The sequence below is a fragment of the Rahnella sp. ChDrAdgB13 genome (assembly GCF_017655185.1).
Taxonomy (GTDB): Bacteria; Pseudomonadota; Gammaproteobacteria; order Enterobacterales; family Enterobacteriaceae; genus Rahnella; species Rahnella contaminans.
On record NZ_JAEMGT010000003.1, the window covers coordinates 30,385 to 43,606 of the forward strand.

General features: G+C 56.7%; 8 protein-coding genes. 2 read left to right on the forward strand and 6 right to left on the reverse strand.

The features are described from left to right. Positions 1-37: 37 nt before the first annotated feature. From fhuB to hrpB, 6 genes are all read right to left on the reverse strand, one after another. Positions 38-2,026 (reverse strand): Fe(3+)-hydroxamate ABC transporter permease FhuB, encoded by a 1,989-nt coding sequence (fhuB, locus tag J8X26_RS01415; protein ID WP_208949978.1) that lies wholly within the window; start codon positions 2,024-2,026, stop codon positions 38-40. Continuing rightward, entirely contained in the window at positions 2,023-2,925 is a 903-nt protein-coding gene (gene fhuD / locus J8X26_RS01420; RefSeq protein ID WP_208949979.1) for a Fe(3+)-hydroxamate ABC transporter substrate-binding protein FhuD, read from the reverse strand. The genes fhuB and fhuD overlap by 4 nt, the downstream gene beginning before the upstream one ends. Position 2,926: 1 nt before the next feature. Next, on the reverse strand, positions 2,927-3,739 hold the full coding sequence (gene fhuC, locus J8X26_RS01425) for a Fe3+-hydroxamate ABC transporter ATP-binding protein FhuC (protein ID WP_152328018.1): 813 nt from the start codon (positions 3,737-3,739) through the stop codon (positions 2,927-2,929). A gap of 79 nt (positions 3,740-3,818) precedes the next feature. Beyond that, entirely contained in the window at positions 3,819-6,017 is a 2,199-nt protein-coding gene (fhuA, locus tag J8X26_RS01430) for a ferrichrome porin FhuA (RefSeq protein ID WP_208949980.1), read from the reverse strand. A gap of 294 nt (positions 6,018-6,311) precedes the next feature. Beyond that, positions 6,312-8,942, reverse strand: coding sequence for a bifunctional glycosyl transferase/transpeptidase (gene mrcB / locus J8X26_RS01435; RefSeq protein WP_152327661.1), 2,631 nt, complete (start codon positions 8,940-8,942; stop codon positions 6,312-6,314). Between the two features lie 214 nt (positions 8,943-9,156). Next, a complete protein-coding gene (hrpB, locus tag J8X26_RS01440; RefSeq protein ID WP_208950041.1) occupies positions 9,157-11,601 on the reverse strand; it encodes an ATP-dependent helicase HrpB in 2,445 nt (814 codons plus the stop codon). A 94-nt stretch (positions 11,602-11,695) separates the two neighbouring features. On the opposite strand from hrpB, the gene thpR reads away from it, so the two are divergent. Both thpR and sfsA read left to right on the forward strand, forming a co-directional pair. Then, positions 11,696-12,238: an RNA 2',3'-cyclic phosphodiesterase gene (gene thpR / locus J8X26_RS01445; RefSeq protein ID WP_165059053.1), complete on the forward strand. Its 543-nt coding sequence runs from the start codon at positions 11,696-11,698 to the stop codon at positions 12,236-12,238. Positions 12,239-12,261: 23 nt separating this feature from the next. Then, positions 12,262-13,023 carry a DNA/RNA nuclease SfsA gene (sfsA, locus tag J8X26_RS01450; protein ID WP_208949981.1) on the forward strand — a complete coding sequence of 254 codons (762 nt, stop codon included), beginning with the start codon at positions 12,262-12,264 and terminating at the stop codon, positions 13,021-13,023. The last annotated feature ends 199 nt before the right edge of the window (positions 13,024-13,222 follow it).

Here is a 13,222-nt window from a genome sequence, read left to right on the forward strand (position 1 = left end):
AAGGGGCCATCTGGCCCCTTTTCTATTGGCAAACACGTTAACTCGCCTGCTTTCTCAGCAGATAGATAAAGTACGGCGCGCCGATGAAGGTCGCGAGCAAACCGGCGGGGATCTGGTTTGGGAAGATCACCATACGGCCACACCAGTCCGCGAAGACCATCAGCAAACCGCCGAGAATACTCGCCACCATCCACTGCGGAACGGCGCGGCGGAATCCCATCATGCGCGCCATATGCGGTGCCATCAGCCCGACAAAACTCAGCGGCCCGACGGTCAGCGTTGCGGCCGCCGTCATCACGGCGGCCAGCAGCAGGATCGCCACACGCGTTGGCGTCAGCGCCAGCCCGACGGATTTCGCGGTCACGCTGCCGAGCGGCAAGATGTTTATCCAGCGGCGGCAGAACGGCACGATGGCCATCAGCACGGCGGCCAGCGCCAGCGTTCGCCACGCCATCGGCGCAGTCACTGAATAGGTCGAACCTGAAAGCCAGGTCAGCAAACCGCCCATACGCGGATCGCCGCTGGCCAGCAGCAGTGTCATCAGCGTGGTGAAAGCGGTACTCAACGCAATGCCGGTCAGCAACATCCGTTCCGCCGAGAAACTGCGCAGGCCGGAGGCGACCATAATCACCAGCAACGTTAACGCCGCACCGGCACTGCCCGCAGGCAGCAGCCACACAAACGCATCGCCGGGAACGATAAACATCATTACCACGACGCCGGTCGCCGCACCGGAGCTGATCCCCAGCACTTCCGGGCTCGCCATCGCGTTACCGGTCAGTTTCTGAATCAGCACGCCGGAAGATGCCAGCATAATCCCTGCCGCCAGCGCCGCCAGTACGCGCGGTAAACGCCACGGCAGCAACGCCTGCAAATCTGCGCCCGTCGCCCAGCTCCAGCCTGTCGCATTACGCCCGACCATAAGCGCTATCACCAGCCCGGCGAGAAGCACCAGTAAAGCCAGCGCAACCCAACGCACCAGATGGTGACGTTCATTGGGCACATTGTCGCCCTGATTCATCGGCGGCGGCGTCATGCTGTTTCGCAGACGCGGCAGCAGCCACAGCAGCAACGGCGCACCGACTAACGCGGTCGCGGCACCGGTCGGGATTTCCATCCAGATTTGCGTCACGTACTGCATCACCTGATCGGTGAACCACAGCAGCAATGCGCCAATCAGCGGAGCCATCACCAGACGCGCAGTCAGGCGACGTGCGCCGAGCATTTTTGCCAGAAGCGGCGCAAAGAGGCCGATAAAACCGATTATCCCGACGGCGTTGACCAGCTGCGCACTCATCAGGATCGCCAGCGCCAGCACTGCCAGACGCGCCGCCGACAAGCCTAAACCCAGGTTTTTCGCGACGCCGTCATCCAGCCCGAGCAGCGTCATCGGGCGCTGCAACAGGAACGCCAGCAGCCAGACGATAATCACGCGCGGCAGTAAAAACGTCGCGACATCCCAGTCCTGCTGCGTCAGCGAACCGCTGCTCCACATATACAGGCTTTGCAGGCTCTGATAGTTGAAGATCCCGAGCAGGCCATTCACCGCCCCGCAATACAAACCGAGCACCAGCCCCGCGAGGATCAGCGTCACCGGCGACATGCGTTTGCCCCAGGCGATCCCGAACACCAGTCCGCCGATCACCACCGCACCAGTCATCGCGGCAAACTGCTGCGTGAGCATGCCGCCCGGCAACGCCCAGAGAGTGGCGATCGTCAGGCCGAGCTGCGCGCCCGCTGAAACGCCCAGCGTCGCGGGTTCGGCCAGCGGATTACGTAATACCTGCTGGAACAGTAAACCGACCAGCCCCAGACCGGCACCGGCGAGCAGCGCGACGGCGATGCGCGGCAGTGAGCTGTAATGGAAAAGCATCTGCTGAACATCATCGATGTCCGGCTGCCAGAGCGCGCCGCGCCATAAGTGATAAGGCAATTGCTGGTGCAGGTTGTAGATGCTGAGCGCACCGGCCGCCAGCGCCAGAACCAAAAGTAGGATCAGCGAAACGCTGAGTGAACGGCGGTTCATACCGGTTTCCCCAGTGTGCTGTTCAGGATTTTACAAAAATGCATGGCGCTGAACGTCGCGCCGTAGAACCAGACGGCGGGGACAACGCTGAACTGATTAGCACGCACGAATGGCATTGATTTCCACAGCGGCGTTTTGGCAACCGCGTCCATGATGTCAGCGCTGCCGTGATCAAAACACAGCACGCGGGCATTTTTAATGCGGGTCAGGCGCTCAACGCCCACTGACACACTGCCCCAGAAGCTGCCTTCTCCGCTCCACGCGTTGGTCAGCCCGACATCGCCCATGATTTCATGGAACATGCTGCCCTGACCAAACACCAGAACGTGGCGCGGATCAATAAAGGTCATCAGCAGAACCGGTTGCTGCGCGACCGGTTTCATCAGCTCACGCGTTTTCACAATGGCGTCGTTATACACCCGCAAATGTTCTTCGGCGCGCTCCTGCAAACCGAGCGTATCCGCCAGTTTATGCAGCGATTTGATCGCCAGTTGCATCGGCTTCGCGCTGCCGTCATTGGCTTTCACACCCAGCACCGGCGCGATGGTTTCCAGCTGCTGGGTATCCGGACCATAACCTTGCGTTATCAGCAACAAAGAAGGTTTCAGTTGCTGGATAAGTTCCATGTTGGGTTCGGTGCGCTGGCCGACATCGATAACGCCGGGCGCCAGCGGCGGTTCTGCCACCCACAGGTTGTAATTGGGAATATCAGCAATCGCCAGCGGCATCACGCCAAGCGCAATCAGCAGCTCAGTAGGTAACCATTCGAGGGTAACAATGCGGCTCAGATCAGGGCGCGAGGCAGACAGCGCCGGCAGGGAAGTCAGTAACGGGGACAGCGCCATCATCTGTAAAAGACGACGGCGCGTCAGCCCTGAATAACGTTGAATATCAGACATATCAGTAAACGAAGCTTACCGGCGCACCGCCCGCAGGATGCGGAAGAATGCCCATCGGAATACCATAAATTTGTTCGAGAACGTCACCGCGCATCATGTCTTCCGGCGCGCCCTGCGCGATCATCTCACCGCCGCGCAATGCCATCAGTTCATCGCAATAACGCGCCGCCATATTCAGATCATGCAATACCGCGATCACGGTTAAGCCTTTCTCACGGCTCAGGCGCTGGATCAACGCCAGCACATCTTTCTGATGCGCGATATCCAGCGCGGAAGTCGGTTCGTCGAGCAACAGGCAACGGCTGTCCTGTGCGACCATCATTGCCAGCCACGCACGCTGACGCTCGCCGCCGGAGAGGCTATCGACCAGGCGCTGGGCGAACGGTTTCAGGCCCACCAGCGCAATGGCTTCTTCGACTTTTTCTTTGTCCTGATGTTTAAAACGCCCCAGCGCGCCGTGCCACGGATAGCGGCCAATCGCCACCAGTTCCTGCACCGTCATGCCTTCTGCGGCCGGAAGTTGCTGCGGCAGATACGCCACCTGACGCGCAAACGCTTTGCTGTCCCACTGGGCCAGCGGCGTTTCATTGAGGTAAATCGTTCCGGATGTCGCCGGTTGATGTCGTCCCAGCATTTTTAACAACGTCGACTTCCCCGAGCCATTGTGACCAATCAGCCCGCACACTTTTCCCTGCGGGAAAGTCAGCGACAGTGGCGCCAGCAGCGTTCGCCCCGGCACGGTAAAACTGACGTCTTGCAGGCGGAATACGCTGTCCGGCAACGGGGATGTGGGATGTACGTTGTTATCAGGCATAAGATTTTCTACGTCGACATCTGGTTGAAAACAGGAAACGGGCACGACCAGCGTGCCCGGAATTAACTTATTAAAGCTTTTAGAAACGGAAGGTGGCTGTTGCGACAACCTGACGCTCTGCGCCATAGAAGCAACCGTACGTCGCGAAGCAGCTTGCGACGTATTCACGATCCAGCAGGTTGTTGACGTTCACTGCCACGCTGGAACCGTTAAGACCGAAACGACCCAGATCGTATTTCACAACCGCATCCATCACAGTTGCGCTACCCACTTTGAAGGTGTTCGCCGGATCACCATAGCTGGAACCGAGGAAACGTCCACCAGTGCCTACGGTCAGGCCACTGAGGATACCGTCGTAGAAGGTGTAATCGCCCCAAAGTGAAGCCATGTGTTTCGGCACCTGCTCCGGGGTATTGCCCTTCAGCGTGGTGTCTTTCGTGTATTCCGCCTGGGTGTAGGTGTAAGACGCCGTCATGTTGATGTTGGCGTTCACTGCCGCTTTCGCTTCCAGTTCTACACCGCGGGAACGAATTTCACCGCCCTGGATAGAGGAGAATACGTGAGCAGGATCGGACATCAGGTTATTGGTTTTCGTCAGCTGATAAACGGAACCGGTAACCACAACAGGCATATCTTTCGGCACATATTTCACACCGGCTTCGTACTGACGGCCTTTGGAAGGTGTGAACGTATTGCCCGAGAAATCTGCACCGGAGTTTGGCTCAAAGGATTCGCTGTAGCTGAGGTACGGCGTAACCCCGTTATCAAACAGGTAGTTCAGACCGGCACGCCCGGTGAACTGGCTGTCATTACGCTCAGTGTAGTTATTAGCCTGATAAGCGCGGGTAGACTGCGTAAGCCAGTCATAACGACCGCCAACAGTCAGAACAAACTTGTTCCACTCGGCCTGATCCTGAGCATAGAGACCCGTTTGTTTCTGCTTGTTCTGCTGGTAAGGCGCGGCACCACCGAAATCGAAATCTTCGTAAACCGGGTTGTACAGATCCAGCTGCGTCGCAGTACCAAACGTGGCGTTCACGTCGTTGCGCATCTGCTGGAAATCGACACCGGTCAGCAGGGTATGATCCACGGCACCGGTCGCAAATTTGCTTTGTAATTGGGTATCAACCGCGAAGTTGTTCAGCTTCTCGTTATCCACCACGGTGCTGCGGTTCAACATATGATTGTTGATTGCTGTCGGACTGGTATCCAGTCCAACACCATAAACACTTTTCTGCGACGTTTTCGATTCAACATAACGCAGGTTCTGACGCACGGTGAAAGTATCGTTGAACTCATGGTCGAAGGTGTAGCCAACCATTTTGTGAGACAGCGAATAAGTGTTATTTGGCGCACCTTCGTTGAAGCCGCTTCCCAGATGAGAGCCGTTTGGCAGTGGCTGAACGGTACCCTCTTTCGGTAACCAGCCGTAGTAACCCGTTTCAGGCGTATCTTGCAGGTTAGCTAAGAAGGTGAAATTGGTTTTATCGTCAGGACGCCATGAGAAAGACGGCGCAATAGCGTAACGTTTTTCTTTCGACATATCCTGCTGAAGGTCGTTGGAGCGCGCCACACCGGTCAGACGGTAAGAGTACACGCCAGCATCGTCGATGGCATCACTGAAATCAAAACCGGTCTGCCAGAGATTATCTGTCCCCATTTTGAACTGCACTTCTTTCAGCGGTTCAGTGGTCGGACGCTTACTGACCATAGAAATGATACCGCCTGGGCTGCTTTTTCCGTACAGAACGGAAGTCGGGCCGCGCATCAGTTCAACGCGTTCAAGCATGTAAGGGTCGATAAGGACTTCGTTGTAGAAATCACCTTGCAGCTTCAGACCATCCAAATAGTTATTCTGGTTAACTGAGCCGAAGCCACGGATTTTCACCGCATCATAGGTATTTGAAGATCCACGGGTTGAAACGGTGATACCCGGCGTGTAACCCAGCGCTTCCTTGACGGACTGTGGCTGGTGAGTATCCATTTCTTCGCGGGTGACCACAGAAACAGACTGGGGAACTTTTTCGATAGGTGTATCGGTTTTGGTCGCCGTCGCGCTGCGTTTTGCAGCGATCGTCGGAGCCGGGCCCCACGCAGATTCAGTGGATGCCTGAGTCGCGCCGGTGACGTTAATCGTGTCTTCTTTCGCGGTTGCTGTAGTTGCTGCACCTGCGTAAAACGCGGTGGAGCCCAGAACGGCGGTAATGGTTAACGCGAGCGTCCGACGCTTAAATGCGCCTTTTTGGACTGAGTTTGAAAGCGAGCATTGAGAAGCCATTGCATTATCTCTGGAGTAGTAATGGGAATGTAAACGATAATTATTATTATGACCGTCGCATAATATGCGCATTGCGCGCGCGTCTGCAAGCCTATTTGACTCATAGCTTTGCTGAATGAATAAAAAGTATCCCCATGTTAAACATGGGTAAAAACGCCTATGAATTAAACGGAAATAGATGTGAAACGCTTGCCGGAAATGTAAAAGACGACGGGGAAATTTGAGTTAAGAATAACAATTAAAAAGGGCGCGATTTTCATCGCGCCCTTTAATGTACCTGAAATCAACAATTTGTTACTGGCCGGAACCGAACATGTCCTTGATCCAACCGGCAACACCGTTGCTGTCTTTCTTCTCGTCCTGCGCCTGAGGTTGCTGGCCCTGAGGCTGTTGTTGCTGCTGCTGTTGCTGCTGAATCTGCTGCTGTTGTTGCTGCTGTTGCTGCTGAACGGCAGAAACAGAAGCCTGGCACATAGCATCCGGTGAATCCGTCCACACCGGAATGGAACGCACGGTGCCACCGCCCAACATACCGCCGCCACCACACACAAAGTTACCCGCGCCGTCGATATTCATCGGGCTGATACCTTCCGGCATTTGCAGATCCAGCGGCTGAGGCGTGCCGTTTTCCAGATAGCGGCCATACAGCACCAGTGCACCGGTCGAACCCCACAGCTTAGACGGGCCGTTGTTATCGCGGCCAACCCAGGTGATTGCGACCTGATTTCCGTCGATACCGGCAAACCAGCTGTCACGCAGTTCGTTCGATGTCCCGGTTTTCGCGGCCAGATGCAGTTTCGGGAATTTGTTCGCCAGCGCGCGCGATGTCCCTTCCTGAACCACCTGCTGCATTGCGTACAATGTCAGATAAGCGGCCTGAGCAGGGATCACACGTACTGCCTGCGGGAAGCTCTGGTACAAGACCGTGCCGTCTTCCGCAATCACCGAACGCACCGCCGACAGTGGCGCTTTGTTACCGCCGCTGGCAATGGTCTGGTATTCCTGCGCCACTTCCATCGGCGTCAGCGCGATTGCACCGAGCAACATCGACGGCGTCTGGTTCAGGGATTCTTTCGGGATCCCCAAATCAATCAGCGTCTTTGTGATGTTGTCGAGACCCACCGCCATACCGAGATTAACCGTCGGGACGTTCATGGAACGCGCCAGCGCATCGACCAGCAGAACCTGACCGCGGAACTGATGATCATCGTTTTTCGGCGACCAGATCTGACCGTTCGCCAGTTTCAGGTTCAGCGGCTGGTCAGCAAGAATGGTATTCAGACGGTATTTATCCGGCTGCGACAGCGCAGTCAGATAGGTCGCCGGTTTAGCCAGAGAACCGACCTGACGGCGCGCCTGCATGGCGCGGTTGAAACCGGCAAACTGCGTTTCCGCCCCGCCGACCATCGCACGCACTTCGCCGGTATAACGGTCAACAATCACCATCGCGGTTTCGATGTCGTTCAGGCCGCTTTTCTTGCGAAGTAACGGAATGCCTTCCTCAACTGCTTTTTCCGCCGCATCCTGAGAAATCGGATCCAGCGTGGTGAAAATTTTCACCCCGGACATGTCCTGAACTTTATCGCCCAGTTTGGCCTGCAATTCCTGACGCACCATCTGCATGAACGCAGGCTGCGGTGAAATCACCCCGCCTTTGGGCTGTACGCCCAGCGGACGCGCGCTCAGCATGTCATACAATTCCTGATCGATAACTTTCTGATCGACCAGCAAACGCAGCACCAGATTACGACGTTGCAACGCCATCGCCGGGTTACGCCACGGGTTATACAGCGATGCGCCTTTCACCATACCGACCAGCAATGCCTGCTGATCGAGGCTCAGTTCGTTCACCGGACGGCCAAAGTAGTACAGGCTCGCCAGCGGGAAACCGCGGATCTGATCCGAACCGCTCTGGCCGAGATATACCTCGTTCAGATACAGCTCAAGGATGCGATCTTTGCTGTAATCGGCGTCGAGCAAGACCGCCATCACCGCTTCACGCGCCTTACGGCTCAGCGAGCGTTCGTTGGTCAGGAACAGGTTTTTGACCAACTGCTGGGTCAGCGTAGAACCGCCCTGCACCGCATGACCGGCTGTCAGGTTCGCCACCACCGCACGGCCGATGGAATAGAAGTTAATCCCGTCGTGCTCGTAGAAATGGCGGTCTTCCGTTGCCAGCAAGGTATCAACCAGCAAGTCCGGGAAACCGGAACGCGGCACGAACAGGCGTTGTTCGCCGTTAGCATTGGACGCCTGCAACATGGTGATCAAACGCGGATCCAGGCGAAACAGCCCGAAATCACGCTGATTATCCAGGTTTTTAATTTCTGACAGGCTGTTGCCGTCAAACATCAGACGCGCGTTAACCTGCCCTTCTTTGCCTTCCGGGAAATCAAACGGACGGCGCAGTAAATCAATATAATTTGCGTGAACGGTAAATTCGCCCGGACGGGTGATGCGCGTCACTTCGCGATATTGCGTGCCTTCCAGCAGCCCGACCATTTCAGCTTTGCTGATGGACATATCCGGCTCAAGGTTCACCTGACGACCATAAACGGCCGCCGGTAATTGCCAGACTTTACCGCCGTCGATGCGGCTGTGGATTTCACGGTTCAGATAGACCGCGTAAATGCCCAGCAGAATGGCAAAGACGATGAACAGCTTGACCAGCAGCCAGAAAATACGGCGTTTCAGGCTCTTCTTGCCGCCTTTTTTCGCTTTACGCGGCGGTGCTTTGCGGCTCATGCGAGATCCCCGTTCTTCTTCGTAATCATCTTCATCCTCATACTCGTCATCGAGTTCCTCTTCTTCGTATTCGTCGTAGTCGTCATCCCGACGGCTGCGGCGAACCGGACGAGTCCGCGCAGGCTTGCGCCCGGCGGGTTTACCTTTACGGCCAATTGGCTCGCGATCATCGCCAGACATCAGTCATTCTCCCCACGTACTGCTGTGTTCGTCATAAAGTTATTCTGCATAATGATTCTGTTTAGCTGAGTCATTTTCATATTCGATTCAAACGGATACTTTTTTATCCCGCAACGCGGGCAGCAAGGCGCTTACTCTGTGCCCGGCTTTGGTTAACTTCCAGAAGAAAGGTCTGAAAAAAAGCGACCTTTCCTGAACAATTTCGTCGCCACGCTTATTGCGCGGAATACTTCTTCGTTCGCCGCGTCGGCGCTGCTTCAGCCGGGTTGTCAGGCCACGGATGTTTCGGGTAGCGCCCTTTCATTTCTTTCTGCACTTCGCGGTACGAGCCCTGCCAGAACGCCGCGAGATCGGCGGTAATTTGCAAAGGCCGCTGCGCCGGAGACAGCAATTCCAGCACCACGGTCACGCGCCCTTCGGCAAGTTCAGGGCTGCGTTCTTCGCCAAACATTTCCTGCATCCGCACCGAAAGCGCCGGTGGCTGGTCTGCATGATAGCGGATCGGCAGGCGACTGCCAGTCGGGACGGTGTAATGCGTCGGTAAAGCGGCGTCAAGACGCAGACGCTGTTTCCAGTCACAAAGCCTTAATAAGGCATCATACAAATCAACCTGTTGCAGCGATTTTAACGAACGCACGCCCTGTAAAGAAGGCTGTAACCAGCTTTCCAGCCCGCCGAGCAGGGCCTCGTCGTCCATCGCTGGCCAGTCATCTTCCGGCAACCATTTGGCCGCACAGGTCAGGCGCAGGCGCAATTGTTCGGCGGCCACCGACCAGGTCAGCGCCTGCAAACCCTGCGTGCGGATCCAGTCGATCAGCGCCTGTTGCAGCTCGCCATCTTCCGGCTTCGCCAGCGGATTCGCTTTCAGCACCAGACGCCCGATTTGCCAGCGCCGCCACGCGCGCAGCGTACCTTTTTCTTCATCCCATTCGACCGCCGTCTGCTCTTTCACGACGTCCGGCAACCGCGCAGGCAGTTGTGTGATATCGAGCGAAATCGCCAGCAAAATTCGGGCGTCCGGGCTGTTGTTGCCCTGTAATAATTGCGGCGCAACCAGCCACGGCGCGCGGGTTAATCCGTCGTCCTGTGGCAAAGACGCGCCCAGCCCGTTCGCCAGCAGATAACGGCCATCTTCGCCGCGCCGCTGGGCGATACGGTCGCTGAAGGCCCGCGCCAGCAGCCACGGCGCGAGCGAGGCATCCGCGTCACCGCTTTTCGCACCGGTACGCTGCACCAGCTGTTTTGCCCGCCGCTGCCAGTTGCCCTGCGGACGGCTGAACCAGTAATCAATATCCGGCAATCCGCCGCGTGGTGGTTCTTCGAGCATGGCCGCCAGCAGCGCCGCCGTCGCCAGCGCGTCCGGGCTTTGCTGCGCCGAAGAAATCAACATCGCTGCCAGCCGTGGCTCGCAGCCGAGTTGCGCCATGCGCTGTCCGGCAGCGGTAAGTTTGCCCTGCGCGTCGGTCGCGCCAAGCTGATGTAAAAGGTGTTTTGCCGCCGACAACGCCGCCGCGGGCGGTGCATCGAGCCACTGAAGCTGGGCCGGATCCTGACAACCCCACTGCAACAGCTCCAGCCAGAAACTGCTCAGATCGCTTTGCAGGATTTCCGCTTCGGCCTGCGCACTGGAACGTTCCGCCTGCTCTTTGCTGAACAGATGCCAGCACAATCCCGGCTCCAGACGCCCTGCGCGGCCTGCGCGCTGGGTCATCGACGCCTGACTGATACGCTGCGTAACGAGACGCGTCAGGCCGCTGCGCGGGTCAAACTGCGCGCTGCGCTCCAGACCGCTGTCGACCACCAGCCGGATACCTTCAATGGTCAGGCTGGTTTCCGCAATATTGGTCGCCAGCACGATTTTGCGACGTCCGGCGGGTGAAGGCTGAATGGCTTTTTGCTGCTGTTCTAAAGAGAGCGCGCCGTACAACGGGCAGAGATCGACATCGTCTGCCACCTTGCCCGAAAGCAGATTTTGCACGCGGGTAATTTCGGAAACGCCGGGCAAAAACAGCAGCATCGAGCCGTGATTTTCACTCATCAGGCGGCTGACCACGCGGGAAACGCCTTCGTCCAGCCTTTCGTGAGTGGCGAGGGAAAGATACTGACGGTCAACCGGAAAACTGCGGCCTTCGGAGACGATCACCGGCGCATCAGGCAGCAGCGGTGATAAACGCAGATTGTCGAGCGTCGCGGACATGATCAGCAGTTTCAGATCATCGCGCAGCGCATTTTGCACGTCGAGCAGCAGCGCCAGCGCCAGATCGGCCTGCAAACTGCGCTCATGGAATTCATCGAGGATCACCAGCGAAACACCGGTCAGTTCAGGATCTGCCTGCACCATGCGGGTGAGAATGCCTTCGGTCACGACTTCAAGCCGCGTCGCCGCGCTGGTTTTGCTTTCGGCGCGCATACGGTAACCGACAGTCTGCCCCGGCGTTTCGCCCAACTGCTGCGCCAGACGGAAAGCGACATTTTTCGCCGCCAGACGACGCGGCTCCAGCAACAGGATTTTCCCCGGCAGATTGCCCTGTTTGAGCAATTGCAACGGCAGCCAGGTCGATTTACCGGCACCGGTCGGCGCGAGCAGTAACACTTGTGGTGCCTGCTTAAGGGCGATTAAAAGCGGTTCAAGTACGGCGCTGACCGGCAAAGAAGACAATGAATTCTCCATGAGAGTTAACTTTAAACGGCGGGCATTGTAGCATTTAGCGCCAGATCCGGTATGTCGTGATTTTTTTAAACCAGGAATGAATATGTCTGCCGAGCGCCGCTTGTTTTTCGCCTTAGCGTTACCTGCAAAGTTACAAAAGCAGGTCATCAAATGGCGTGCCGATAACTTTCCGCAGGACACCGGCCGCCCCGTCGCGGCGGCGAACCTGCACATTACGCTGGCGTTTCTGGGCGAAATCAGTGAACTCAAAGCGGATGCGCTGACCCGCATCGCCGGGCGCATTCAGGCGCATAAATTCAGCCTGTGTCTGGACGATATCGGCCACTGGCCGGGTTCCGGCGTGGTCTGGATAGGCACGAAGCGCGCGCCCAATGCGCTGCTGCAACTGGCTTCGGTGCTGCGCTCTCACGCCGCGCGTAACGGCTGCCATCAGAGTACGCTGCCGTTTCATCCGCACGTGTCGTTGTACCGCAGCGCCACGCGGCCGGTGGCGATCCCACCCGCCACCCCCAACTGGCAACTGGACGCCGAAGGATTCAGTCTTTACGAATCGACTTACGAACGCGGGCGTACCCGTTACCGCTGCCTGCAAAGCTGGCCTCTGGCTGACATTCCGGCCATCTGAACCTCTTTCATACGGAAACTCTCATGCATTTCGAGCCAGCGCTTCAACCCGCTACCCTGATCAAACGTTACAAACGTTTTCTCGCTGACGTCATCACCCCCGATGGCCGTGAACTTACGCTGCACTGCGCCAACACCGGCGCAATGACCGGTTGCGCTACGCCGGGCGATACCGTCTGGTATTCCACCTCTGATAACGCCAAACGTAAATATGCCCACAGCTGGGAGCTGACCGAAACGCAGCGACATCACTGGATTTGCGTGAATACGCTGCGGGCAAATCAGCTGGTGCGCGAGGCAATAGAAGCCGGTCGCATACCGGAATTATCCGGTTACAGTAATTTATCGGCGGAAGTAAAATACGGCACCGAAAATAGCCGTATAGACTTGATGTTACAGGCAGAAAATCAACCTGACTGCTATATTGAAGTGAAATCTGTCACGCTGCTGCACGAAGGTCAGGGATTCTTCCCGGATGCAGTCACGCTGCTGCACGAAGGTCAGGGATTCTTCCCGGATGCAGTCACGCTGCGCGGCCAGAAGCATTTGCGCGAGTTACAGTCGATGGCAGAACAGGGGCAGCGAGCAGTACTTTTCTTCGCTGTTTTACATTCAGGCATTGAAAGCGTGTCTGCTGCACACCATATTGATCCCCGTTACACAGAATTGCTGACGCAGGTTCAGAAAAATGGTGTAGAAGTGATGTGCTACGGTGCCGCACTTTCTGCTGAGGGTATCCGCCTCACAGAACGTTTACCGCTGGTCACGAAATCGCTAAACGGATAAACCCAGTTCGGATAACCCTGTTATTAGCCGTCGGCGGCATAAAAAACAGGTCGCGAATACGCTTTTCCTCACAGGCTTGTCAAGCACCTGTCAGGAATAATTGCCAACCTCGTTGCCTTCTGTTATTTATAGCGGCCTGATTTTTTCCCCCGTTGGGGATCGAAATGTTCGAAGCCTCTCATTTGCAGACAATCTGTAA

Coding starts and splice junctions, on each gene's coding strand:
- fhuA (WP_208949980.1), bottom strand. CDS start 6,017: ATGGCTTCTCAATGCTCGCTTTCAAACTCAGTCCAAAAAGGCGCATTT.
- sfsA (WP_208949981.1), top strand. CDS start 12,262: ATGCATTTCGAGCCAGCGCTTCAACCCGCTACCCTGATCAAACGTTAC.
- fhuB (WP_208949978.1), bottom strand. CDS start 2,026: ATGAACCGCCGTTCACTCAGCGTTTCGCTGATCCTACTTTTGGTTCTG.
- fhuD (WP_208949979.1), bottom strand. CDS start 2,925: ATGTCTGATATTCAACGTTATTCAGGGCTGACGCGCCGTCGTCTTTTA.
- fhuC (WP_152328018.1), bottom strand. CDS start 3,739: ATGCCTGATAACAACGTACATCCCACATCCCCGTTGCCGGACAGCGTA.
- mrcB (WP_152327661.1), bottom strand. CDS start 8,942: ATGTCTGGCGATGATCGCGAGCCAATTGGCCGTAAAGGTAAACCCGCC.
- thpR (WP_165059053.1), top strand. CDS start 11,696: ATGTCTGCCGAGCGCCGCTTGTTTTTCGCCTTAGCGTTACCTGCAAAG.